This window comes from Micromonospora sp. NBRC 110038 (genome assembly GCF_020884815.1).
In the GTDB taxonomy this organism is placed as follows: Bacteria; Actinomycetota; Actinomycetes; order Mycobacteriales; family Micromonosporaceae; genus Micromonospora; species Micromonospora haikouensis.
The window spans coordinates 344292-368051 of record NZ_BBOL01000006.1 but is presented as its reverse complement, the minus strand read 5'-3'; the positions used below and the strand labels follow the sequence as shown (position 1 = coordinate 368051).

Annotated in this window: 22 protein-coding genes and 1 pseudogene; 13 read left to right on the top strand and 10 right to left on the bottom strand. The window is 76.0% G+C overall.

Annotated features, from left to right (window positions below; translation table 11 throughout):
• The first annotated feature begins 16 nt into the window (after nucleotides 1-16).
• Both LPU61_RS22720 and LPU61_RS22715 read left to right on the top strand, forming a co-directional pair.
• Nucleotides 17-424 (top strand): arsenate reductase ArsC, encoded by a 408-nt coding sequence (locus LPU61_RS22720; protein WP_229406043.1) that lies wholly within the window; start codon nucleotides 17-19, stop codon nucleotides 422-424.
• 127 nt (nucleotides 425-551) lie between these two features.
• Entirely contained in the window at nucleotides 552-1256 is a 705-nt protein-coding gene (locus LPU61_RS22715; protein ID WP_043968579.1) for a CBS domain-containing protein, read from the top strand.
• 41 nt (nucleotides 1257-1297) lie between these two features.
• On the opposite strand, the gene LPU61_RS22710 is transcribed toward LPU61_RS22715, so the two are convergent.
• Together LPU61_RS22710 and LPU61_RS22705 are read right to left on the bottom strand one after the other, a co-directional pair.
• Entirely contained in the window at nucleotides 1298-2647 is a 1350-nt protein-coding gene (locus LPU61_RS22710) for a hypothetical protein (RefSeq protein WP_374199707.1), read from the bottom strand.
• Nucleotides 2644-3474 carry a sugar phosphate isomerase/epimerase family protein gene (locus tag LPU61_RS22705; RefSeq protein WP_229406042.1) on the bottom strand — a complete coding sequence of 277 codons (831 nt, stop codon included), beginning with the start codon at nucleotides 3472-3474 and terminating at the stop codon, nucleotides 2644-2646. Before LPU61_RS22705 ends, LPU61_RS22710 begins: the two co-directional genes overlap by 4 nt.
• 252 nt (nucleotides 3475-3726) lie before the next feature.
• Between LPU61_RS22705 and LPU61_RS22700 the strand changes: the two genes are divergently transcribed.
• Nucleotides 3727-4329, top strand: a complete 603-nt coding sequence (locus tag LPU61_RS22700; RefSeq protein ID WP_229406041.1) for a bifunctional 2-polyprenyl-6-hydroxyphenol methylase/3-demethylubiquinol 3-O-methyltransferase UbiG — start codon at nucleotides 3727-3729, stop codon at nucleotides 4327-4329.
• A gap of 116 nt (nucleotides 4330-4445) precedes the next feature.
• On the opposite strand, the gene eccB is transcribed toward LPU61_RS22700, so the two are convergent.
• Nucleotides 4446-5834 (bottom strand): type VII secretion protein EccB, encoded by a 1389-nt coding sequence (gene eccB / locus LPU61_RS22695; RefSeq protein ID WP_043968572.1) that lies wholly within the window; start codon nucleotides 5832-5834, stop codon nucleotides 4446-4448.
• A gap of 168 nt (nucleotides 5835-6002) precedes the next feature.
• Between eccB and LPU61_RS22690 the strand changes: the two genes are divergently transcribed.
• The gene (locus LPU61_RS22690; protein WP_043968569.1) at nucleotides 6003-6272 is read left to right on the top strand and encodes a metal-sensitive transcriptional regulator; all 270 of its coding nucleotides are present in this window, start codon (nucleotides 6003-6005) and stop codon (nucleotides 6270-6272) included.
• A 36-nt stretch (nucleotides 6273-6308) separates the two neighbouring features.
• On the opposite strand, the gene LPU61_RS22685 is transcribed toward LPU61_RS22690, so the two are convergent.
• The gene (locus LPU61_RS22685) at nucleotides 6309-6866 is read right to left on the bottom strand and encodes a histidine phosphatase family protein (RefSeq protein ID WP_229406040.1); all 558 of its coding nucleotides are present in this window, start codon (nucleotides 6864-6866) and stop codon (nucleotides 6309-6311) included.
• 125 nt (nucleotides 6867-6991) lie between these two features.
• Between LPU61_RS22685 and LPU61_RS22680 the strand changes: the two genes are divergently transcribed.
• The 4 genes from LPU61_RS22680 (at nucleotide 6992) to LPU61_RS22665 (ending at nucleotide 8974) form a co-directional block, all read left to right on the top strand.
• Nucleotides 6992-7453 carry a helix-turn-helix domain-containing protein gene (locus LPU61_RS22680; RefSeq protein WP_229406039.1) on the top strand — a complete coding sequence of 154 codons (462 nt, stop codon included), beginning with the start codon at nucleotides 6992-6994 and terminating at the stop codon, nucleotides 7451-7453.
• Nucleotides 7446-7814 (top strand): DUF4180 domain-containing protein, encoded by a 369-nt coding sequence (locus LPU61_RS22675; RefSeq protein ID WP_043968564.1) that lies wholly within the window; start codon nucleotides 7446-7448, stop codon nucleotides 7812-7814. Before LPU61_RS22680 ends, LPU61_RS22675 begins: the two co-directional genes overlap by 8 nt.
• A gap of 124 nt (nucleotides 7815-7938) precedes the next feature.
• The gene (locus tag LPU61_RS22670; protein WP_229406038.1) at nucleotides 7939-8646 is read left to right on the top strand and encodes a spermidine synthase; all 708 of its coding nucleotides are present in this window, start codon (nucleotides 7939-7941) and stop codon (nucleotides 8644-8646) included.
• A gap of 148 nt (nucleotides 8647-8794) precedes the next feature.
• On the top strand, nucleotides 8795-8974 hold the full coding sequence (locus tag LPU61_RS22665) for a hypothetical protein (RefSeq protein WP_043969511.1): 180 nt from the start codon (nucleotides 8795-8797) through the stop codon (nucleotides 8972-8974).
• Nucleotides 8975-9027: 53 nt separating this feature from the next.
• Here the strand turns inward: LPU61_RS22665 and LPU61_RS22660 are convergent, their stop codons facing one another.
• Complete coding sequence (locus LPU61_RS22660; RefSeq protein WP_043968562.1) at nucleotides 9028-10197, bottom strand: acyl-CoA desaturase; 1170 nt, start codon at nucleotides 10195-10197, stop codon at nucleotides 9028-9030.
• Nucleotides 10198-10211: 14 nt separating this feature from the next.
• Nucleotides 10212-11303, bottom strand: coding sequence for a ferredoxin reductase (locus tag LPU61_RS22655; RefSeq protein WP_043968561.1), 1092 nt, complete (start codon nucleotides 11301-11303; stop codon nucleotides 10212-10214).
• An 84-nt stretch (nucleotides 11304-11387) separates the two neighbouring features.
• On the opposite strand from LPU61_RS22655, the gene LPU61_RS22650 reads away from it, so the two are divergent.
• A complete protein-coding gene (locus LPU61_RS22650) occupies nucleotides 11388-12620 on the top strand; it encodes a CdaR family transcriptional regulator (RefSeq protein WP_043968557.1) in 1233 nt (410 codons plus the stop codon).
• Between the two features lie 77 nt (nucleotides 12621-12697).
• Here LPU61_RS22650 and LPU61_RS22645 read toward each other — a convergent pair.
• Together LPU61_RS22645 and LPU61_RS22640 are read right to left on the bottom strand one after the other, a co-directional pair.
• Nucleotides 12698-13651: pseudogene (locus LPU61_RS22645) on the bottom strand (hydroxyacid dehydrogenase); the annotation flags it as partial.
• 101 nt (nucleotides 13652-13752) lie between these two features.
• A complete protein-coding gene (locus LPU61_RS22640; RefSeq protein WP_229406037.1) occupies nucleotides 13753-14607 on the bottom strand; it encodes a BTAD domain-containing putative transcriptional regulator in 855 nt (284 codons plus the stop codon).
• 228 nt (nucleotides 14608-14835) lie between these two features.
• Here LPU61_RS22640 and LPU61_RS22635 point away from each other — a divergent pair, with 228 nt between their 5' ends.
• From LPU61_RS22635 to LPU61_RS22625, 3 genes are read left to right on the top strand one after another with little or no spacing between them, the layout of a single operon-like run.
• Nucleotides 14836-15789, top strand: a complete 954-nt coding sequence (locus tag LPU61_RS22635; protein WP_229406036.1) for a UbiA family prenyltransferase — start codon at nucleotides 14836-14838, stop codon at nucleotides 15787-15789.
• Between the two features lie 24 nt (nucleotides 15790-15813).
• Nucleotides 15814-16899, top strand: a complete 1086-nt coding sequence (locus LPU61_RS22630; RefSeq protein ID WP_229406035.1) for a sensor histidine kinase — start codon at nucleotides 15814-15816, stop codon at nucleotides 16897-16899.
• Nucleotides 16896-17558: a response regulator transcription factor gene (locus LPU61_RS22625; protein WP_043968554.1), complete on the top strand. Its 663-nt coding sequence runs from the start codon at nucleotides 16896-16898 to the stop codon at nucleotides 17556-17558. The genes LPU61_RS22630 and LPU61_RS22625 overlap by 4 nt, the downstream gene beginning before the upstream one ends.
• Nucleotides 17559-17619: 61 nt before the next feature.
• Here LPU61_RS22625 and aroF read toward each other — a convergent pair whose 3' ends face one another.
• Nucleotides 17620-18717, bottom strand: a complete 1098-nt coding sequence (gene aroF, locus LPU61_RS22620) for a 3-deoxy-7-phosphoheptulonate synthase (RefSeq protein WP_229406034.1) — start codon at nucleotides 18715-18717, stop codon at nucleotides 17620-17622.
• 94 nt (nucleotides 18718-18811) lie between these two features.
• Nucleotides 18812-22282 (bottom strand): non-ribosomal peptide synthetase, encoded by a 3471-nt coding sequence (locus LPU61_RS22615; RefSeq protein WP_229406033.1) that lies wholly within the window; start codon nucleotides 22280-22282, stop codon nucleotides 18812-18814.
• 288 nt (nucleotides 22283-22570) lie between these two features.
• On the opposite strand from LPU61_RS22615, the gene LPU61_RS31645 reads away from it, so the two are divergent.
• A complete protein-coding gene (locus tag LPU61_RS31645) occupies nucleotides 22571-23689 on the top strand; it encodes an AMP-binding protein (RefSeq protein ID WP_305071980.1) in 1119 nt (372 codons plus the stop codon).
• Nucleotides 23690-23760 lie beyond the last annotated feature (71 nt).

Genomic DNA, 23760 nt, shown 5'->3' with positions numbered 1-23760 from the left:
CTCGGAGGAAACCACCGTGGCCGACAAGCCCAGCGTCCTGTTCGTCTGCGTGCACAACGCGGGCCGCTCCCAGATGGCCGCCGGCTGGCTGCGCCACCTCGCGGGCGACGCCGTCGAGGTCCGCTCCGCCGGCTCCGCCCCCGCCGACACGGTCAACCCGGCCGCCGTCGAGGCCATGGCCGAGGTGGGCATCGACATCACCGACCAGCGGCCCAAGCTGCTGGAGTACGCCACCGCCGAGTCCTCCGACGTGATCGTCACCATGGGCTGCGGCGACGCCTGCCCCGTCTTCCCCGGCAAGCGCTACGAGGACTGGAAGCTCGACGACCCGGCCGGGCAGGGGGTCGAGGCCGTGCGGCCCATCCGCGACGAGATCCGGTCCCGGGTGGAGTCGCTGCTGCGCGAGCTGTCCCCCGCCCGCTGAGGTCCACCCGCCGGGACCTCCGGCCCGTGGGGTACGGGCAGGAGGTCCCCGCGTTCGCCGGGCCGGCCGGCCCTGCCCGCCACCACCCGCCCGCTCCTACGGTCGGGGTGGAACGAGGGAGGTCGCCATGCGGGCGTGGCAGGTGCGGGACGTGATGACGACGGACGTCGCGGCGGTACGGGAGGGCACGGCGTACCGCGAGATCGTCGACGTGCTCACCGGCTGGCGCGTCACCGCGGCGCCGGTGGTGGACGGCGCGCGGCGGGTCCTCGGGGTGGTCTCCGAGGCGGACCTGCTGCACAAGGTGGAGCTGCTCGGGCAGCCGCACGAGCGGCGGGTGTTCGTCGGCCGCCGGCACCGCGAGGCGCAGGTCAAGGCCGGGGCGACGCTCGCCGCCGACCTGATGAGCGCCCCGGCGGTCACCGTCGGGCCGGACGCGTCCTGCGTGGAGGCGGCGCGGCTCATGACCCAGCGGCACGTCAAGCGGCTGCCGGTGGTCGACGACCTGGGCCGGTTGGTGGGCATCGTGACCCGTGGCGACCTGCTCCGGGTGCACCTGCGCCCCGACGGCGACATCCGCGCCGACGTGGTGGGCGAGGTGCTGCGCCGGACGCTGGGCGTCCGCGACGACGTCGTCGACGTCACCGTGCACGAGGGCGTGGTCACCCTCACCGGCCAGCTCGAACGCCGGTCCACGGTGCGCCTGGCGCTGCGGCTGGCCGCGCAGGTCAGCGGGGTCGTCGAGGTGGTCGACGCGCTCGGGTACGCCGTCGACGACATCCCGCTGTCCGCGCTGCGGGTGGGCGGCGGAACCCCGGCGGGCGTGGCCTGAGCCCCGGCGGCCGGCCGGCCGGCCCGCCCGTGGGCCGCCGCTCAGGTTTCGGCGAGGACGTCGAGCAGCAGCGCGGCGGTCCAGCCGAACGCGGGCGAGCCGAGCCCGGCCCCGGTGTCGGGGTGGAAGTACTCGTGGCAGCCGGCGGTCGCGACGAGGTCGATCATCGAGTCGCGCAGCCCGGCGGCCAGGTCGAACCGGTGGTGGGCACGCAGCCCCCGCCACAGCAGCCAGTTGAGGTTCTGCCAGCTCGGGCCCCGCCAGTAGCGCAGCGGCTCGAAGTCGGGCGCGGTGCGGTCGTGGCTGGGCAGCGGCCGGTCCATCCGGGCCGCCAGCCCGAACCGGGGCGAGCAGGCCTCGGCGAGCAGCGCCGCGACCGGCCGGGCGGGCAGGCCGGGCAGCGCCAGGGGCATGAGGCCCAGCGCGGTGCGGGCCGGGACGAGCCGGCCGGTGCGCAGGTCCCGGGGGTGGAAGGTGCCGCCGACCGGGTCGTACAGCCGGTCCACCAGGGCGGCGGTGATGCGGACCGCGCGCTCGCGGTGCGGGCCCGGGTCGGCCCCGGTCTCGCGGGCGATCGCGGCGAGCGCGTGCTCGGCGAGCCCCAGCGCCGTGTTCAGCAGCGGGCACTCCACCAGGAACGGGTGCCGCCCGTCCAGCCCGTCGTCGCGGTATCCGCCGGCCCGGTAGGCGTCGACCAGCGCGACGTAGCGCGCGTAGTCCAGGTCGGTGGGGCGGTGCGCGGCGTCGGCGTGCGCGGTGTCGTGTCGCCGGTACGCCCGCATGACCGCCGCGTCGGCGGGCACCGCGGCCAGCGGCGGGTCCCAGGCGGGGCTGTTGTCCAGCCCGGACTCCCACGGGTGCACGATGCTGGCGAGCCCGGCCCCGCCGACGTCGCGCCGGTCGGTGAGGTAGCGCTGCCAGGCGACCAGCCGGGGGTAGAGCCAGGCCAGCTCGGCCCGGCTGCGCTCCGACGGCGCCCGGCGGTGCACCAGCCACGCGGCGAGGGCGTGCACGGGCGGCTGGACGATGCCGGAGGTGGCCACGGCGGGCGCGCCGGGCGCCCGCGCGGAATCCCAGAACTCGGGCCCCGGGAAATACGACCCGGCGCGCAGGGCGGGGTTGAACACGATGTGCGGCACCCGCCCGTCGGCCCACTGGGCGGCGAACAGGGTGCGCAGCTCCCGCCAGGCCCGGTCGGGGCGCACGTGGGCCAGGCCCACGGCGACGAACGCCGAGTCCCAGCTCCACTGGTGCGGGTAGAGGGTGCGCGACGGGACGGTGTGGTCGTGCTCCCAGTTGCCGTCGAGGGTGGCCGCCGCCAGCCGCCACAGCGCCCCCGCCTCCCGGGCTCGGGCCGGTGCGCCGCCGTCGGCGGCGGTGCCCGTGCTCACGCGGCCATCCGCCGGGGCTCGGCGTGCCGCAGCACGGTGACCGCTTGGTGCAGCGCCTGCACCGGCTCGCCGCGCAGCCGGCACCCCAGCGCCAGCCAGCCCGGGTAGCCGAGGTCGCGCAGGGTGCGCACGAGCTCCGGCCAGTCGAGGTGGCCGGCGCCGGGCTGGTGCCGGTTGGTGTCGCTGACCTGCACGTGCCCGAGGTAGGGGGCGGCGGCCCGCAGGGCGGCGTGCACGTCGTCCTCCTCGATGTTCATGTGGAACGTGTCGGCGGCGACCCGCACCGAGGGCAGGCCGACGGCCGCGCAGAGCGCCACCGCCTCGTCGAGCCGGTTGACCAGGTGGTCCTCGTACCGGTTGAGCGGTGCGAGGAACAGGGTGACACCCTCGGCGCGGGCGTGTTCGCCCAGGGTGCCGAGGGCGTCCAGGAGGGCCTGGCGGTCGCCGGCCGGCGGGCGGGGCGGCTGGAACGGCGGCAGCCGGCGGGCGGGCGTCGCCCGGGCGGCGGGGGTCGTCACCCCGACGCCGCCCAGCTCGGCGACGACGGAGAGCTGGGAGCGCAGGTCGCGTACCACGTCGGCGGAGCGCTCGGGGTCGACGTCGCCGATGAGGGGGCCCGGCTCGACGCGGACGGTCGGCATGACCACCCCGGCGGCGCGGGCGCGGCGCAGCTCCGGCAGCCGGCGGGCGAGGGCCAGCTCGCCCCGGCCGCGCAGCTCGATGCCGGCGAAGCCGAGCGCGGCGGCGAGGGCGTGCTTGCGGATCAGGTCGTCGCCGGGGAGCAGCTGCTCCTGGCAGGCCAGCGGAAGGGTCGGCGGAATGGTCATGGGCACCTCGGCACGACGTGGCGGGCGTCGGCTTCGCCATGGTCGAGCGGTGCCCGGGCGCCCGAGGCTGATCCGTCGGGGCCGGCGAGTGAGACAACCCAGTTGACCATGAGTCACATCCCGGTAGCACCGGGCTTCAGTGTAGAGCAAAAAATCGGCATATGTCTTGTTATTGATCAATCGGCACCCTTCCGGCGGGGCGGGGAAGGGCTGACCGCGAGCACGACCGGTCGGCTCGGCTAGCGTGGGGCGATGGCAGACCCGACCCGATGGGTGACCGACACCGGCCCCGAACACTCGCAGTGGTATGTCGACCGGTTCCGCCGGCTGGCGGCCGAGGGCGCGGACCTTGCCGGCGAGGCCCGGCTGCTGGACGCGATGGTGCCGCCGCGCGCCCGCGTCCTCGACGCCGGCTGCGGCACCGGCCGGGTGGGCGCGGCGCTGCACGACCGGGGCCACACGGTGGTGGGCGTCGACGCCGACCCGGTGCTGGTCGAGGCCGCCGGTGTCGACCACCCCGGTCCCCGCTGGCTCGTCGCCGACCTGGCGGAGCTGGACCTCGCGGCGGCCGGGGAGCCCGAGCCGTTCGACGCCGCCGTGCTGGCCGGCAACGTGATGGCGTTCGTCGCGCCCGGCACCGAGCGGCGGGTGCTCGGCAGGGTCGCCGCGCACGTGCGCCCCGACGGGGTGGTGGTCGTCGGGTTCGGCACCGACCGGGGCTACCGGCTCACCGACTTCGACGCCGACGCGGTCGCCGCCGGCCTCCGGCTGGAGCACCGCTTCGCCACCTGGGACCTGCGGCCGTGGCGCGACGACGCCGACTTCGCGGTCACCGTGCTGCGCCGCCCCGCCTGACCGGCCGGCCGACGCTCACCGCCGGCCGACGCTCACCGCCGGGTCCGCGCTCGCCCGCCGGAGCGGGGTGAGAGGGGAACCCTGCTCCACCGTAGGCGTCAACAGGGGGCCCTTCCTTACTCGCCGGCCGAGCGGGCCGCCGCCGGGTCGAGCGGGCTGCCGGCCGGCACGAGACTCACCAGGCCGGCGGGCAGCCGGACGGGGCGCACGTCGCGGTAGCCGAGCATGCCGAGCACGGTGGGGTCGGCCAGCACGTACCGGCGGCCGAGATCGGTGACCACGCTCAGCGCGCCGCCGGTGGCACCCGGTGCGGCGACCGACTCCACCACGGCGCCGTGCCCGGGTTCGACCACGACGTGGTCGGCGACCGCCGTCCCGCCCGTCGCCTGCGGGCTGTCCGCCAGGTCGGGCAGGGTCGCGCCCAGCCGCACGTCGCCCGCTCCCGCGTCGTCGCCGACGCGGACGCAGAGCGCCCCCGGGTCCGCCGCGGCGAGCCGGGGCGGGGTCGGCGGCGGGGCGGCCGGCCCGGTCGGCACCAGGTCCGGCAGCTTGGGCAGGGCGGCGAACCGGCCGAGGGTCATCGCCTCCGGCTCCCCCTGGCCGGTGCGGGCCAGCAGCAGGGTGGCCTGCAACTCGGTGACGCCGGCCAGGCCGCCGGTGAGGGCGACGGCGTACTGGCGGCCGCCGCCGGAGTTGCGGACGAGGAAGACGTCGCCGACCGTCGCGCCGGTCACCCGGGGCGACGGTTGGCCGAGGCCGGGCAGGTCGAGCGGGGCGAGGTCGGCCCCGGCCGGGATGCTGTTGATCAGGGCGGGCGCGGCCGGCACCGCCCGCTGCCGGGTGGCGGCGAGCGCGGCGAGCACCCGCCCGGTGTCGCGCAGCAGGTAGCGGCGGGCGCGCCAGACCAGGTGCAACCCGCCGTCCGGGTGTTGCAGCAGGATCGCGTCGTCGCCCAGGGCCCGGCCGCCGGTGGCCGCCGTGCCGATCAGCACGACCGACCGGGGGGCGGCGGGTTCCGCCCCGGCGGCGGCGCGCTCGGCCCCGGCGGCCGAGCAGACCGTCCACCCGGCGGTGGACAGCCGGGCCCGGTCGGGCAGCGAGTCGGGGGCGTCGGGGATGCCCAGCGGCAGCCCGCGCGGCACGCCCTCGATCGAGCGGCGGGAGACCAGCACGGTCTTCGCCCGCTCGGCGCCGATGATCAGCAGGGCGGAGGCGTAGTTGAGCACCGGGTGCAGCTTCTGCTCGCGGTAGACGAACCGGGCGCCGGACTCCTTCTCCACGATCACCGCGCCGGCGTCGCGCCACTTGGTGCCGCCGCCGGCGAACAGCCCGTAGAGGGCGAAGCCGCCGAGGGCGATCGCGGCGACCAGGACACTGGCCAGCCCGGCCCCGGCCAGCCGCCGAAACGGCGACCGTGCGGGGTCGGTCTCCCGCATCACCAGGGCGGCGACCGCCCGCTGCACGGTGAACTGGTACGAGTGAAGCTGGTCCTGCCGCGACGGCATGCGGTCCCCTCCGACGGGTCGGTCGGGGCACAGGATAGACGCTGCGTCGACACCCCGGAGACCCTCCGCCACCGGGGGCGGGGCTCCCGGGAAGATGCCCGGGCGGGCCGCGAAACGGTGGCCGCTTCGTACCCCCCGGGGTACCCTTCTCTCCGGAGGTGACGCGAGGTGAAGCTGCGACCGGAGATGACCGCCGACGCCCTGACCCGCCTGAAGCGGGCCCGGGGCCAGCTCAACGCCGTGATCGACATGATCGAGTCGGGGGAGGACTGCCGGGCGACGCTGACCCAGCTCGCCGCGGTCTCCAAGGCCCTCGACCGGGCCGGCTACAAGCTGATCGCGTCCGGGATGCGGCACTGCAACGCCGCCCGCGACCGGGGCGAGGACCCGGAGATGACCGAGGAGGAGCTGGAGAAGCTCTTCCTGGCGCTCTCCTGAGCCCTCGCGCCCGGCGGGTCACCCGTGGGCGCAGGGTCAGGCGCGGGCGGGGTGGCGGGCGTCGGTGTCATACTCCCAGCCCTCGCGCCAGGCGAAGTCCGCGGTGATCAACTCCTCCAGCGGGACGCCGTCGAGCAGGTGGTCCAGCGCCCACCGGGTGGCGACGTGCCCGATCACCAGGATCCGACGCCCGGACCACCGCAGCGGGACGTCGTCGAGGAAGCGCCCGGCCCGCAGCACGGCCTGCCGCCAGCTCTCGCCACCCGGATAGGGCGAGTCGAGGTGGCGGGCCCGGCCCTGGTGCAGCTCCGCGGCGGAGGTGCCGTTGCGGTCGCCGTAGTCGCACTCGCGCAGCCGCCAGTCGTGCAGGACCGGGATGCCGGTGCCGCCGAAGGCCACCTCGGCGGTCTCCACCGCCCGGCGCAGGTCCGAGGTGAAGACGGCCGCGAGGCCGTCGTGGCGCCTGCGGTCACCGAGCTCGGCGGCCAACGCCCGGCCGCGCGCGGACAGCCGCCCCGGCAGCCAGCCGGTCGCCACTCCCCGGTCGTTGTCCTCACTCCACGAATGGGTCTCGAAGACGATCCGCGTCGACATGGATCAAGGCTAGGGGCCCGACGGCGGCAGAGGTTGCCGTCGCGTGACAGCCCTGTGAGCGAAACCGCCCCCGGTTACGACCCAACATTCCCTATCAACACCCTTTTGGGGTACGGTAGGGAGCGATGAGGGAAGAAATGTACTCGGTCGAGCAGGTGGCCGACCTCCTCGGCCTGCACGTGCGCACCGTGCGCGGTTACATCCGTGCCGGCCGGCTCCGGGCCACCCGGATCGGCAAGCAGTACCGGATCGCCCGCGCCGACCTCGACGCGCTCACCGGCCACCCGCCGACGCCGCCGGCGCGGAGCACCTCGGTGGAGGTGTCGAGCATCGTGCAGGTCGACGGCGTCGACCGGGCCACGGCCGACCGGCTCGGCACGTTCGTCCTGGCCGGGGCGAACAGCGGGTACGACCTCGCGCACCCGCTGCGGGTGCAGACCGTCCACGACGAGGAACGGAACCGGATGAAGGTCGTGATCCTGGGCGGCACCGCCGCCACGGCCGACCTGCTGCGCATGATCGACGCTGTGCTCGACGCCGACGGCGGCCTGCTCGGCCGCCAGGACGGGGAGACGAAAGATGCCTGACGAGGTGCGGGAGCTGGCCGGGGTGCCGGTGCTGGTGTGCGACGCGGTCGGCCCCGTGGTGGCCACCGAGCAGGACGCGCTGGACCTGATCGGCGCGGCCTTCCTCGGCGCGCAGGTGGTGGCCGTGCCCGTGGACCGGCTGGCCGAGGGGTTCTTCTCGCTCGGCACCCGGTTCGCCGGCGACGTGATGCAGAAGTTCGTCAACTACCGGCTGCGCCTGGCCGTCGTCGGCGACATCTCCGGGCACCTGGCGGCCAGCCCGGCGCTGCGCGCCCTGGTGCACGAGTCCAACCGGGCCGACCACGTGTGGTTCCTGCCCGACCTCGACGCGCTCGACGCCCGGCTGCGCGCCGGGTCCTGACCGGTCCCCGGCAGCCGGACGCGGGCGCGGCGCGCCCGTACCGGATGGCGGTTGTTGCGGCGGCCGGGCCCGCGCGGGCGGTAACATCCGCTCGGACCCGGCCGAAGTGAGGACCCGCGTGGGCGTGCGATTCGAGGAACTGGCCTGGCGGGAGACCCCGATCGGCGAGATCAGCCTGCGCCGTCGGCACGACCCCGCACTGGACCGCGAGGTCTACGAGGTCAAGCTCGACGACGAGTTCCTGATGTCCAGCCTCTTCCCCGTCGCGGAGATCGAGCTGGCCCGGCTCGGGCTGGCCCCGCTGCGCGGCACGGCGCTCGACGTCGTGGTCGGCGGACTCGGCCTCGGCTACACGGCCCGCACCGCCCTGGAGGACCCCCGGGTGGCCTCGCTGCTGGTGGTGGAGGCGATCGAGGATGTCATCGGCTGGCACCGGCAGGGCCTGCTGCCGTTCGCGGCGGGCCTGGCCGACGACCCGCGCACCCGGTTCGTCCAGGCGGACTTCTTCGCGGCCGTGGCCGACGGGGCGGGCTTCGACCCGGACTCCCCCGGCCGCCGGTTCGACGCGATCCTGCTCGACGTGGACCACTCGCCCCGGCACGTGCTGCACCCGAGCCACGCCCCGTTCTACACCGACGAGGGCCTGCGCCGCCTCGCCGGCCTGCTGCACCCGGACGGGGTGTTCGCGCTCTGGTCCAACGACCCTCCGGACCGGGACTTCCAGCAGGTGCTGACCGGGGTGTTCCCGACCTCCCTGGCCCACGTAGTCCGCTTCCCCAACCCGTTGCAGGGCCGGGAGTCGGCCAACACCGTCTACGTCGCCCGCCGGTAGCCGCCGACACCGGCCAGCGACGCCGGGCCGACGAACTCGGCCCGGCCCACGGGCATGGCGGCGGCGGGCATGGCGGCGGCCGAACCGGGAAAGGCGTGTCCGGCGGACGCCCCGGTCGGCGGGACCGTCCGGCCAACGGGAGGTGGACATGCGCGCCATGCTCTGGGTCGTCGGCGTCGTCGCCGGCGCGCTCATCCTGCTGGGGCTGCTGCTCGAGGCGGTCCGCTGGCTGGTGATCATCGGGGTGATCGCGCTGCTCGCGGTCATCGTGTTCGCGTTCGTCAAGGGCCGGCAGGCGGTGCAGCACCGACACTCGGCGCGGCGCTGAACCCGCTGCGGGCGAGCACGGCAGCGCTCTCCGGGGCTTCCGGACGCCCCCGGTCAGGCCGAAGAGGTCGCCAGGGCTTCCGTCCGCTCCTGCGGCTCGGCGGCCGACGGGGCGGAGACGGCGGCGGGGGGCTCGGTGGCGCGGTTGGGCAGGGAGAGCCGGATGACCTTCCACCACGCGGAGGCGACCTGCTTCGGCAGCGCCCCGGTGGTGTACGTCAGCCCGTACCTGGCGAACAGCGCCCGCACCTCGGGCGCGACCTCGGAGTAGCGGCAGCTCGGCAGGTCCGGGAAGAGGTGGTGCTCGATCTGGAACGACAGGTTGCCGGTCATGATGTGCAGCAGCCGGCTGCCGCTGATGTTGGCCGAGCCGAGCATCTGCCGCAGGTACCACTCGCCCCGGGTCTCCCCCTCGATGGAGGTCTTCTCGAAGGTCTCCACCCCCTCCGGGAAGTGCCCGCACATGATCACCGAGTGGCTCCACAGGTTGCGGATCAGGTTGGCGGTGAAGGTGGCCGCGAGGGTGCTGAGGAACGACGGCCCCGACAGCAGCGGGTGGATGACGTAGTCCTTGAGGAACTGGCGGCGGATCTTGCGGCCGACCGCGCGGGCGCGGGCCCGGAACTCGGGGGCCTTGTGCCGGCCCTTGCGCAGGTTGCGGCCCAGCTCCAGGTCGTACGCGGCGATGCCGTACTCGAAGAAGCAGGCGTTGACCAGGTTCCACAGCGGCTGGCCGAGGTGGACCGGGTGCCACGGCTGGTCCTCATCGACGCGCATGATGCCGTACCCGAGGTCGTTGTCCTTGCCGAGCACGTTGGTGTACGTGTGGTGCAGCTGGTTGTGCGAGTGCTTCCACTGCTCGGCCGGGGAGACGTGGTCCCACTCCCAGGTCGTCGAGTGGATCTTCGGGTCGCGCATGAAGTCGTACTGGCCGTGCAGGACGTTGTGGCCGATCTCCATGTTCTCCAGGATCTTGGCCACGGCGAGGCCGAGGGTGCCGACCACCCAGGCCGGCGGGAACAGCGAGAACAGCAGCACGGCCCGGCTGCCCAGCTCCAGCCGGCGCTGGGTGGTGATCACCTTGCGGATGTAGGCGGCGTCGGCCTCGCCGCGGCTGGCGAGCACCCGGTCGCGGATGGCGTCGAGCTCCCGGCCCAGCTCCTCGATGTCGGCGGCGGTGAGGTGGGCGATCGGGTTGTGGGCCTTCTTCTGGATCGCGGTCACGTCCGGTTCTCCTGTCAGAGGTCGATGTCGCAGGTACCGGCCGCCGCCGACACGCAGGTCTGGATGAGCACGCCGTCGCCGGGGACGGCGGTGGTGATCTCCCCGGTGCGCAGGTCCCGGACCGCGCCCTGGCGCAGCGGCACCACGCAGCCGAAGCAGATGCCCATCCGGCACCCGGACGGCATGAGCACCCCCGCGTCCTCCCCCGCGTCCAGCAGGGCGGTGCCACCGTCGGCGGCGACGGTGACCCCGGCGCGGGTGAAGGTGACGTCGCCGCCCGTGCCCGGGGAGATCACCGTGGGCCGGAACCGCTCGGTGTGCAGCCGGTCGGCCGCCCCGTGGGCGGCCCAGTGGGCCTCGACCGCGTCGAGCAGGCCGACCGGGCCGCACGCCCAGGTCTGCCGGTCGAGGTGGTCGGGCACCAGGTCGGCCAGCTCGGCCACGCCGAGCACGCCGTCGGTGTCGGTGTGCCGCTCGACGAGGCGGATCGCGCCCCGGGCGGCGAGGCCGCGCAGCTCGGCGGCGAAGATCACGTCGTCGGGAGTCGGCGCGGAGTGCACCAGCACGACGTCCGCCGAGGCGGGCACGCCGGCGCGCAGCATCCCCATGACGGGGGTGATGCCGCTGCCGGCGGTGAGGAAGAGGACCTTCCGCGGCGCGGTCGCGGGCGCGACGAAGTCGCCCTGGGCCTGGTCGAGCTGGACCAGGGTGCCGGGCCGGACCCGGCGGACCAGGTGGTTGCTGACCCGGCCGTCCGGGATCGCCTTCACGGTGACCGAGATCAGCCCGTCGCGGCGGCCGGGGGCGGAGGTGAGGGAGTAGGCCCGCCACTGGCGGACCCCGTCGACGTCCACGCCGAGGCGGACGTACTGCCCGGGGGTGTGCCCCCGCCAGCCCCGGCCGGGCCGGATGGTCACCGTCGCGGCGTCCCGGGTCTCCGGCCGGACGTCGAGGATCCGCCCGCGCAGGGCGGCGCCGGAGCGCAGCGGGGCGACCATGTCGAGGTAGTCGTCGGGCAGCAGCGGGGTGGTGACCGTCTCGGCGAGCCGGAACAGCCTGTCCCGGACGGTGCGGCGGCCGGACGGGCGCGGGACGGTGGTGGTCATAGGACCAGGGTGACGGACACGATCGCATAACATCTTGGCCAAGAAAGATGAAAGACCCGCACGGTTTTGTTCCGGGAGAACAACATGTCGGAAGAGTCCGGGACCGGCCACCGCGCGGCCCACCTCGAACTGGACGCGCCGATGGCCGCCCGGTTGCTCGGGGTGCTGCCGGCGGTCGCCGAGCGCACGGTCACCGCGATCACGGCCGAGGTGCCGGCCTACTCGGGCACCCTCACCGGGCAGATGCGGGCCAAGATCGAAAACGCGGTACGCATCGCGTTGGGCACCTTCCTCCAGCTCGTCGGGCGTCCCCATGCTGCGGCCGACCCGAGCACCCCGCTGGCCCCCGCGCTGGAGGCGGCGTACGCCCTGGGCAGCGGGGAGGCCCGCTCCGGCCGCAGCATGGACGCGCTGCTGGCGGCGTACCGGGTGGGGGCGCGGGTGGCCTGGCGGGAGGTCTCCACCACCACCGTGCGCGCCGGGCTCGCGGCGACGACCGTCGCCGAGTTCGCCGAGCTGATGTTCGCCTACATCGACGAGCTCTCCGCCGCCAGCGTGGCGGGGCACGCCGACGAGCTGGCCAGCGTGGGCCGGGCGCGGCAGCGGTACCTGGAGCGGCTCACCCAGCAGCTGCTGGCCGGCGAGGCCGAGGACGTGCTGCGCCGCAGCGCCGCCCGGGCGGACTGGCCCCCGCCGCAGACGCTGACCGTCGTGCTGCTGCCCCGCAGCGGCCTGCGCACGGTGCTGACCGCGCTGAGCCCGCACACGCTGGAGAGCGGGGAGGACATGCCGGGGCCGGAGCCGGCCGAGGAGCTGGCCGTGCTGCTGGTGCCCGACGTCCACGGCGGCCGGCGGCGGCAGCTGGCCCGGGTGCTGCGCGGCCACCGGGCGGTGCTGGGGCCGGCCCGGCCGTGGCACCGGGTGGCCGGGTCGTACGAGCGGGCCACCCGCGCGCTGCTGCTCGGGCTGCCCCGCGACGACGCCGACGCGCCCCTGGACACCGAGCGGCACCTGGCGCGGCTGCTGCTCAGCACGGACCCGGAGGCCCTGGCCGACCTGCGGGCGCAGGTGCTGGAGCCCTTCGCCGCGCTGCCGTCGGCCACCGCCCACCGGCTCGCCGAGACGCTGCGGGCCTGGCTGCTGCACCAGGGCCGCCGCGACGACGTGGCGGCGGCCCTGTTCGTGCACCCGCAGACGGTGCGCTACCGGATGGCGCAGGTGCGGGAGCTGTACGGCGACCGGCTGCTCGACCCGCAGACCGTGCTGGACCTGACGCTCGCCCTGGCGGTGCTGCCGCCACCGCCGGAGCCGGGCTGACGGCCGGTGTCGGTGGGCGTGGGACGGGTCGGACCGCCCGCTCAGGCCGGCACGGCGGCGCGGCGCGGGCCGGGCCGGTTGACCGCGTCGGGGACGTCGTCGCCGCGCAGGGCCGCCCGGACGCTCTCGGCGGCGGCGACGCCCGCCTTGACCTGTGCTTCGGCGGTGGACGCGCCCAGGTGCGGGGTGACCACCACCTCGTCGAGGGCGAACAGCGGTGAGGCCACGCAGGGCTCGGTGGCGAACACGTCGACGCCGGCCCCGGCCACTCGGCCGGCGGCGATCGCCTCGGCCAGCGCCTCCTCGTCGACCAGGCCGCCCCGGGCGCAGTTGACGATCCGTACCCCCGGCTTGACCCGCGCCAGCTCCGCCCGGCCGATCAGCCCGACGGTCTGCGGGGTGCGCGGCAGGTGCAGGGAGATGAAGTCGCTGGTGGCCAGGAGCTGGTCGAGGCCGACGAGGGCGACGCCGACCCGGGCCGCCCGCTCGCAGGTGGCGTACGGGTCGTAGGCGACGACCCGGGTGCCGAACGCGGCCATCCGCTGGGCGAAGAGCACACCGACGCGGCCCAGGCCGATCACGCCCACGGTCTTCCCGGCGATCTCCACGCCCGTGAACCGGGACCGCTGCCAGCGCCCCTGCTTGAGCGCGGCGCTGGCGGTGGCGGTGTGCCGGGCCACGGCGAGCAGCAGGGCGACGGCCTGCTCGGCGGCGGACACGACGTTCGAGGTGGGCGCGTTGACCACCAGCACGCCCCGGGCGGTCGCCGCCGGCACGTCGACGTTGTCCACGCCGACGCCGGCGCGGGCCACCACCCGCAGGCGTGCCGCCGCGTCGAGGGCCTCGGCGTCGACGCGGGTGGCACTGCGGATGACGACGGCGTCGGCGTCGGGCAGGGCCGCCAGCAGCGCCGCCCGGTCGGCGCCGTCGACCTGACGTACGTCGAACTCGTCGGCCAGCAGGCGCAGCGCCTCCCCGGCCAGCTCCTCGGTGACCAGCACCCGCTGCCGGGCGCCGGCCCCGGTCGTCATGGTCTGCTCGCTCATCTTCGCTCTCCTCGGGGACGTCCGGATCTCCCCCGGCACGCGACGCGCCGGTGCGCCGACGATGGACCGTGGGCGTTAGCCGGTGGTTACGCGGTCAGCGACAGCGGCTGCAGGCCCCGGGCGGCGGGGCGGCGGGGCGACGCCGGGCGAGGGGCCGAGGCCCGCCGCCCGCGCAGCCGCCCGGTGAGGGCGAGGTCACGGATCTGCCGGGTACGCCCGGTCGGGCCGACGTCGAGGCCGTCGCGCAGCCGCTGCACGCACAGGTCGTACCAGCTGCGGACCTGACCCAGCTCGCCGAGCATGCCGTGCACCACCAGCAGGTTCTGGTACGCCTCCTCCTGGTACGGGTCGACCGACAGGATGCGCCGGCACCAGGTGACCACCGCGCGGGGATCGTCGCGGAGCATGGCGTCGGCGCGCAGGTGGTGCAGCGACCGCAGCACCATGGCCCGGGTCCACTGGCGCTGTTCGTCGACCCAGTCGGCGGTCTCGCCGTTGAGGAAGTCGCCCTGGTAGAGGCTGATCGCCCGGTGGTGGGCGGCCAGGGCCGCCCCGGTGTCGCCGGTCCGCTCGGCCTCCCGGGCGGCGTCGACGGCCGCCTCGAACTCCTCGGTGTCGACGCAGATCTCGGCGCACCGCAGCAGGTATCCGACGTCCTGGTAGACGATCTCGACCCCGGTGCCGCCGGGGCAGCTGCCGAGGATCTGCCGCAGCGCGTGGGCGGCCACCTTCAGCGAGGTCGACCGGTCCGTGTCGCTGTCGGGCCAGAGCACCTCGTAGAGCCGCTCCCGGGGCACCACGTGGCCCCGGTTGAGCACGAGGAACTGGAAGAGGTTGCGCGCCTTGCCGGCGCGCCAGCGTTCGACGGGCACGCCGTCGACGGTGACCGCGAAGTCACCGAGGAAACGAACGGTGACGGCGGCGGGAGGGTTCGGCAGCATGGGTGTCCCTTCTCAGGCGGTGACGGAAACCTTCATCGACACCTCCGACGCTAAAAGGACCTCCTGAGTCCACAAGGGAACCGTTCGCAACTGGGTACTTCCCCTACGACCAAGGTGACAGTCGCACTACGACCTACCGCGCCCGGACGCTGTGACCTGCGACAGACGACCGCACCGTCGTCCACACCGGACGATCGGTCCGACGACGACCGAGGGGAGCTGGTGACGATGACCATGAGCACGCTGACGGCGACCCGGCCGTCGGACCGGTGGTGGCGGACCCTCGGCCTGTCCTTCGTGGAGGCCCGGCCGGTGGTGCAGGTGATCTTCCTGCTCCGGTTCGCCGCGGGCGCGGCGGCCGGCGCGTTGTCCGGGGCGGACCTCGACGGCGCCCTCGGCCGGGGCGCGCTGGCCTGGCTGCTGCTGACCTGGAGCGTCTACCTGCTCAACGGCGTCGCCGACGTCACCGAGGACCGGGCCAACGGCTCCCGCCGTCCGATCGCCCGGGGCCGGCTCGACCGGGGTGTCGCCCTGCGGACCGCGTACGGGCTGGCGGCGGCCGGCCTGCTGGTGGCCGCGACCGTCGGCTCGACCCTGGTGCTGCTCGGCGCGGGGCAGCTCGCGCTCGGCTGGTGGTATTCGATGGGCCGGGCGCCGTTGAAGCGCCGGGTCGCCGGGACCGCCGGCGCGGTGGTGATCGCCGGCCTGCTCACCTACCTGGCCGGGGCGGACAGCGCCGGGGCCCGGCCGGTGCCGCACCTGTGGGTCTTCTGCGTCGCGATGGCCCTGTGGATGGCCGTCGGGGCCCTCGCGAAGGACCTCTCCGACGTGCCCGGCGACCGGCTCGCCGGGCGGCGCACCCTGCCCGTCACGCGGGGCGTGACGTGGGCCCGCCGGTCCGTGGCGGCCGTCGCGCTCACCGTCGCGCTCGCCTTCCTGCTCGCGGCCCACGACGCGTGGCCGGCCGTCCGGGTCGCGTCCTGGCTCACCGTGGCCGGGGCGCTGGTGCTGACCGGGTTGACCTGCGGGCCCGTCGGGGACGGCACGCCGGCGCGTCGGCGCCGCCCGTACCGGGTGTTCATGGCCACCCAGTACCTGGCCCACCTGGCGCTGCTCGGTCCGGTTGCGACCTGTGTCGGCACTCAGGGACACTACGTGTGCGGGGGTCAACTCGGACCATGAGCCGGCGCTGGGCTGAGAGGTGCGGTGGGGGACACGAGGACAGATGCGGGCACGACCGGACGCGGCCTGCCACCCGCGGTCCGGGCCGAGATCCTCGACGCGTACGAGCAGCGACTACGGACCACCGGCAACGCGATCTTCGCCGACCCGGAGGCGCGCCGGCAGGCGCTGTGCCAGGCCAACGCGGTCATCGACGACGTCGACCGGTACGGGGCCAGCGGCACCGCCGAGATGACGCCGGTGGCGACCCCGTTCACGCTCAGTGTCGGCCGCGACCGCGCCCAGCGCGGCATCCACCCCGTCCAGTCGCTGCGCGCCGCGACCCTGCTCTTCGAGGCCGCCCTGCCCCCGCTGATCCGCGAGTACGCCCGCGGGGACGCCGACGACGGCGTGGTCACCGCCAACATCGCCGCCACGCTGCACCGCACGATCATGGCCCGGATCGAGACGGGCGCCCTGTCCTACGTGGGCTTCCTGCTGGAACGGGTGTTCACCTCGCACCTGGCCGAGCGCCGCCGGATCGGCCGGGAGCTGCACGACCGGGTGGCGCACGCCATCGGCGTGGGGCTGCAACACCTCGACCTGCACCGCATCTACCAGAAACGCCGGTCGGACCGGGCCGAGGGCAAGCTCGACCAGGCCGGGCGCGCCATGCGGGACGCGCTGTCGCTGACCCGGGCCCTGTCCGAGGAGCTGCGGCACTCGGTGGGGCCGGCCGGGCTGGAGGACGCGCTGCGCGGCTACCTGAAGGCGAGCGTCCCGTCGAGCGTCGCGATCACCTGCACCGTCACCGGCGACACCCGCACCGTCCCGCAGGCCATCGCCGAGGAGATCTACCTCGTGCTGCGCGAGGCGGTCCGCAACGCCCTGCTGCACTCCGGCAGCGGCCGGCTGGACGTCTCGGTCGAGGTGTGCGGCACGGCGCTCACGGCGGCCGTCCGCGACCACGGCCGCGGCTTCACGCCGAGCCCCCAGGACCTCTCCGGCGGCGGCCTGCTGTCCATGCGGGAGCGCGTCGAGCTGGTCGGGGGGTCGTTGTCCATCTGCCCCGGCCCCGCCGGGGGCACCACGGTCGCCATTTGCGTGCCGTTGTCCGGGGAGTCCCGATGACCCACGGCGCGGGGCAGACCCGGGTGGTCGTCGCCGACGACCACATGCTGTTCCGCGACGGCCTGCGCGAGCTGCTGGAGACCGACCCGGGCTGCGCCGTGGTGGGCGAGGCGGCCACCTCAGACGAGGCCCTCGCGCTCGTCGCCCACCTGCACCCGGACGTGCTGCTGCTCGACGTCGAGATGCCCGGCCCCGGCACGCCGGTCGTCATCGACCGGGTGCGCCGGGAGTTCCCGCACACCCGGGTCATCGTGCTCACCATGCACGAGAGCGCGGCCATCGTGCAGGACCTGCTGGCCCGGGGCGCGTACGCCTACCTGGTGAAGAACATCGCCGGGGAGGAGCTGATCGCCGCCGTGCACTCCGTCGGCCGGGGGCGGGACAACGTGCTGCTGTCGGTGTCCCGGGAGACGATCGGCCAGTTGGAGAGCCACCAGGAGGGCACGCCGCCGCTGCTGTCGCAGCGGGAGCTGGACGTGCTGCGGCTGGTCGCGCAGGCGTACAGCAACGGGCAGATCGCCCATCGGCTCGGGATCACCGAGGGCACCGTGAAGCGGCACCTGACCAACATCTACGCCAAGCTCGACGCGGTGTCCCGGGTGGACGCCATCCGCAAGGCCGTGGCCGCGCGGCTGCTCTCCGCCGAGGAGACCAGCTGACCGACCGGGCCGCCCCGGGTGGCACCGGGCCGGGGCCGGCCGGTCAGCTCAGGCCCGGCGGTCAGCGCCGGACGACCCGGGCCGCCGCCACCGGCCCGGCCGGCGCTCCCGCCAGCACCAGTTCCCGATCCTCGCCGGCCCGCCGGTCGGCGGTGAGCCGCCCGGCGGCGCGCGCCACCTGGAGCACCCCGTCGACGAGCTCCGGCAGGCGGTGCGTGGGCAGGGCCTGCTTGCCGTCGCAGAGCGCCGCGGCGGGGTCGCAGTGGGTCTCCACGATGATCCCGTCCGCGCCGCAGGCCGCGGCGGCCAGGGCCAGCGGCAGCACCCGGCTGGTCTCCCCGGCGGCGTGGCTCGGGTCGATGATCACCGGCAGGTGGCTGCGTTCCTTGAACACCGGCACGGCGGCGATGTCGAGGGTGAAGCGGTAGCCCGTCTCGAAGGTGCGGATGCCGCGCTCGCAGAGGACGACGTCGGGGTTGCCGCCGTCGAGGATGTACTCGGCGGCCATCAGCGTCTCGTCGATCGTGGCGGCCAGGCCGCGCTTGAGCAGCACCGGCACCCGCAACCGGCCCAGCTCCCGCAGCAGCGCGTAGTTCTGCATGTTGCGCGCCCCCACCTGGAGCATGTCCACCGCCGGCAGCATCGCGTCGAGGTCGCGGACGTCGAGGACCTCGGAGACGACCGGCAGGCCGGTGGCGCGGCGGGCCTCCGCCAGCAGGGCCAGGCCGCGCCGGCCCAGCCCCTGGAAGGCGTACGGGGAACTGCGCGGCTTGAACGCGCCGCCGCGCAGGGCGTGCGCGCCGCAGTCGCGTACGGCGTGCGCCACCTCCAGCAGCTGGTCGCGGCTCTCCACGGAGCAGGGGCCGGCGATGACGGTGAACCCGCCAGGGCCGACCGTGGCGTCGCCGAGCCGCACGCTGCTGGGCAGCCCGATGCGGGCCTGGGCGGACGCGCACGGGTACTGCCCCGGCACCCCGGCGACGTGCCGGACCTGGGGCAGGTGCGCGACCGCCTGGTCCACCGTCGCCAGGTCGCCGGTGAGGGAGAGCAGGTGGGGGCTGTGCCGGCGCACGCCGGAGCCGATCCGGTCGGCCAGGTTGAGCACCTGGGACAGTTCGCTTTCGGTGGCCGTCTCCCGGAGCACGATGATCACGGTCATGGTTCACCTCGCTGAATCTTCGACGGGGGTCCGCGCCGGCCGGCGCGGGCCCTGAGCCGGTGGCGGCGACCGACGCCGCTACCACCGGTGGAGGTCAGCCGCCCACCGCGACGGTGGCGGGAGCGGTCGGGTCGACGGCCGGTTCGGCGAGCCGGGCGCGCAGGGCGGCGTCGACGCGGTCGAGCGTCGCCCGGGCCACTTCGCCGCCCGGACAGGTCCAGTCCAGCTCCAGCCGGGGGCCGGTCACCCGCGCGGTCAGGTCGGCCGCGACGCCGGGCAGCAGGTTCGCCCGGCGTACCGGCAGCCAGTCCTCGCCGTCGTCGTCGGCGCGCAGCACGCGCACGGCGACGGCGGGCTCCCCGCCGGTCGGGCCGGCGGTCAGCGGGCCCACGACGTCCCGGGCCGCCGCCGGCGCGCCGGCCGGGGCCGGGGCCAGGGCCGCCGGGGCCCCGGTCGCCTCGGCGTACGCGTCCACGGCGAGCGCGCCGAGCAGCTCCTCGGGGCCGGTGCCGGCCCGCCGGGCTGCGGCGGCCAGCGCGGACCAGCCGTCGCCGACGGCGCGGTGCCACCGGACCGGATCGGCGGCGACGGGCCCCGCCGGCGCGGCGGGCGCCACCGCCGGCGCGGGCTCGGCGCGCAGCAGGTCCCGGACGGTCAGCGCGGGCGCGGGCAGGTCCGGGTCCTCGTAGCCGGCGGCGAGCAGCCGGGGCAGCACCTCGTCGAGGCTGCGGTCGTCGGCGACCGCCGGGTGCACGGCCAGGTGGACGGCGACGACGTCGTCGGGCAGCAGCGTCAACCGCAGCCGGTACGGTGGCCCCTCGGCCAGGTCGAACGGCGTGGCCAGCAGCTCGGCGCGGACCCGGTCGAGCCGGTCGGCGGCGTCGGCGGCGTCGGTCAGGTCGCGCACCGGCGGCGGGGCGGGCGCGCGCTCGGCGACCCGCTGGGTGCCGTCGGCGGCGAGGACCAGCCGCAGGGCGTCCTGCTGCGTGACCAGCCGCTGCCACGCGGCGACGAACCGGTCCACGTCGAGCCAGTCGCGCTGCCACTCGACGTACCGCACGCCGGGTGCGCCGGCCAGGCCGGCCTGGGCCGCGCCGAGGCCGAACGGCGCGTGGCGGCCCGCCGCGTCGTGCGTCACGACCCCGGGGGCCCGCCGGGAGGTGCCGGCCCGCTCGGCGAGGGCGGCCACGGTGGGCGCGCGGAACAGCTCGGACATCTTCAGCCGCAGCCGCGCCTCGTCGCGCAGCCGGGCCAGCAGCCGCATCGCCCGCAGCGAGTCGCCGCCCAGCTCGAAGAAGTCGTCGTCGACGCCGATGTCGTCGAGGTCGAGCACCTCGGCCCAGATCCGGGCCACCCGCTCCTGCGCCGGGTTCTCCGGCGCCCGGTACGGCGTGTCCAGCTCGGGGCGGGTGCGCGGCGGGGGCGGCAGCACCGCCCGGTCGATCTTGCCGTTGGCCGTGGTGGGCAGGTCGTCGACGACGTACGCCGCCGGCACCATGTAGCCCGGCAGCCGCCGCCGCAGCGCGGCCCGGACCGCCGTCAGCTCCGGCGGCCGGGCGCGGTCCGGCTCGACGTACGCGACGAGCCGCCGCTCCCCCGGGGTGTCCTCGCGGGCCAGCACCGCGCACTGGCGCACCCCCGGCTGCTCGGCCAGGACGCTCTCGATCTCGCCGAGGTGCACCCGGTAGCCGCGGATCTTCACCTCGTTGTCGGTGCGGCCGACGATCTCCACGGTGCCGTCGGGCCAGTACCGGGCGACGTCGCCGCTGCGGTACAGCACGGGGTACGGGTCGCCGGGCAGCTCGTTGGGCAGGAACTTTTCGCCGTTGACCTCCGGCCGGTTGAGGTAGCCGCGCGACAGGCTCTCGCCGGAGACGTACAGCTCGCCGAGCACCCCCGGGGGCACCGGCTGGCGGTTCGCGTCCAGCACGTACGCCCGGACGTTGGCCACCGGGCGGCCCACCGGCGGCATCCGGTCGGGGCGGCCGTCGGGCGCCTCGGCGGCCAGGGTGGACAGGTCGCAGGTGCCCACCACGGTGGCCTCGGCGGAGCCGTAGACGTTGAGCACCCGGAACGGCAGCTCCGGGTCGGGCCAGGACCGCACCCGCTCGCCGGCGATGCGCATCCAGCGCAGCGCGGTGCCGGCGGGCCAGTCGAGCCGCCACAGCCGCTCGGCCATCGCGGTGAGCACCAGCGACTGCTCGATGCGCTGCTCGACCAGCCAGTCCCGCAGCTGCTCCGGGGACGCGGCGACGGCCGGCTCCGGGATGTGCACGGTGCCGCCGACGGCCAGGATCGGGAAGCAGTCCACCTGCACCAGGCCGAAGCCGGGCGAGCAGAGCCAGGTGCCGCGCTGCCCCGGCGCGAGGCCGCACTGCTCGCGCAGGACGTGCACGGTGTTGCGCAGCGGGCCGTGGCGCAGCAGCACCGCCTTCGGCTTGCCCGTGGACCCGGAGGTGTAGGCGATGTGGCAGACCTCCTCGTCGGCGACCGGGCAGCCGGGGTCGACGGCGGGGGCGGCCCGCCACGCGTCGCCCTCGACCTCCACGACGGGGCAGGCCGCCGCGCCGAGGCGGGCGCGCAGGCCGGCGCGGGTCAGCACGGCCGCGGCCCGCGAGTCGTCGACCATGAACTCCAGCCGCTCCTGCGGGTACTCGGGGTCGAGCAGCACCGCCGTGGCGGCCAGCCGGAACGCGGCGAGTTGGGCGAGGATGCTCTCCGGGGAGCGTTCCAGGCAGACGCCGACCCGGTCGCCCCGGCCCACGCCGAGGCCCGCCAGGTGCTGCGCGAGCCGGTTGGCGTCGGCGTCGAGGTCGCCGTAGCTGAGGATGCGATCGCCGGCCACGACGGCGGGACGACCGGGGGCCTCGCGGGCCACGCGGGCGACCAGTTCGGGGAACTGCTCCGGCGGGAACTGCCGGGCGGTGTCGTTCCACCCGTAGAGGATGGCCGACCGCTCGTCCGGGCCGAGCAGGGGCAGCTCGGCGACGCGCGCGTCCGGGTCACCGGCGAGGGCGGTGAGCAGCCGGCCGAGGTGCGCGGCGATGCGCGCGACGGTGCCGGGGGCGAAGCGCGGGTCCGCGACGAGGCACGTCCGCCCGTCGGCGCTGGTGACGGTCAGCTCGGCGGCGGCCGGGTCGGCGGCCTCCGGCGGCCCGTCGACCACCACCGCGTGGCAGGGCCGCTGCCCGCCGGCCGGGTCCACGCCGCGCAGCCGCGCCAGCTCGGCCGGTGTGACCTCGCCGAGGTCGACGGCCGCCCGGACGGCCCCGGCGGCGGCGGCGCGCAGCTCGGCGACGGTCTGTCCACCCTCGACGGTCACCCGGACGGCGAGCAGGCGCCCGGTCGCGGCCACGGACCGGCCGACGAGCAGGCGCGGCTCGCCGCCGTAGCGGTGCAGCAGCGCGCCGACCCCGGCGAGGAGGTCGGCGGCCGGGTACGGCCCGCCCGGCACCTCCCGGACGACGGGCGCCGCGTCGCGCGCGGCGGCGGTCCGGTCGGCGGGCAGGTTGACCGCCCGCGGGACGTCCTGCAGATGTCGCTCCCAAGCAGCGGTGTCGGGCACGGCCGCCTCCTTCAGGTGGTCGACGGATCTCGGTCTCGGGTCGGCGGGCGTCGCGCCCGGATCGGTGCGGCCCCGCCCCCGTCGCTGGTTGTCGGTCTCCGGCGGACGGTAGGCAGGCCGGGTTAGACCCCGGTTACGGGCGTCCCGACGGCGGACCCGGTGCGCCGGGCGGCGGTCGCGGGTAACCGGGAGGCAACCGACGCGACGTATCATTTCCCACTCAATCCACCGGAGCCGGTCCGTGCCGGATATGGCGGACCGGTCCGCCGACGGAAGGGGAGGCCGGCCATGGCACCACACTTCCTCCGCGTCGTCGTCAACCGGGCCGGGCGGTACGCGTTGTGGCCACACGCCCACCCCACGCCGGCCGGCTGGGCCGACACCCACTTCATCGGCAGCCGGCTGCGCTGCCTGGCCCAGATCGGTGAGCTCAGCCGGACCCGGGGCGTCCCCGCCACCGGCCCGCCCGCCCACCCACCGGCGCACCTCCCGGTGCGGCTGCCGGCCGGGGCGTCGGGGCAGGTCGCCGTCGCCGACCCCACGGTGCAGACCCTGCCCGGCCTGCTGGCCACGGTCGCGGCCGCCACCCCGGACGCCCCCGCCGTCGTCCACGAGGGACACCGGACGAGCTTCCGGGACCTCGACCGCCGCTCCGGCGACCTGGCCCGGCTGCTCGCCGAGCACGGGGTGCGCCCCGGCGACACGGTCGGACTGCTGCTGCGCGGCGGGGTGGACGCCGTCGTCGGGCGGCTCGCCGCGCTCAAGAGCGGGGCCGCGTACCTGCCGCTGCCGTCCGGGGACGGGCGCGGCGCGGCGCGGGTCGGGCTGGGCCTGGTGCTCGCCGAACCCGAGTGGGCCGGATCGGCCCGTCGTCACGGCGTCCGCGTGCTGCCCTGGCGACGCCGTCACGGCTCAGGCCGGGCGCTGGTCCGCCCGGTGCGGGCGGAGGACCCGGCGTACGTGCTGAGCGGGGTGACCCCGCTCGGGGGCCTGCTGCTGGCCCACCGTCACCTCGTGCTGGCCGCCCGGTCGGGGGCGACCGACGGGAACCCGGCGGACGACGCTCCCGTGGCGCCCGGCGCGGTCGAGGCCGCCGTATGGGGCCCGCTGCTGCGCGGCGACCCGCTCGCCCTCGGTCCGACGGGCGCGGATGCCCCGCCCGCCGGGGCGCTGCCCGGCGGCGACTGGCAGGTGCTCGACGACGGCCTCGTTCCCGCCGCCGTGGGGCGGCTGTACGTCGGGGTGCCCTGGCTGGCGGGGGTGGTCGCCGACAGCCCGCTGCGCTCGGCCGGATGGCTGGTGCCCGACCCGTCCGACCCGGGCGGGAACTCGGTGCTGGTGGCGACCGCCTGGCGGGCCGTGCGCGCCCCGGACGGCCGGCTCCGGCTGCTCGGCCCGGCGGCCTGACGAGGCCGGCGGCCCGGTCGGTGGCCGGGGAGGTGCCCCCGGGCCGCCCGTCCGGTGGGCCGGCGGCCCGC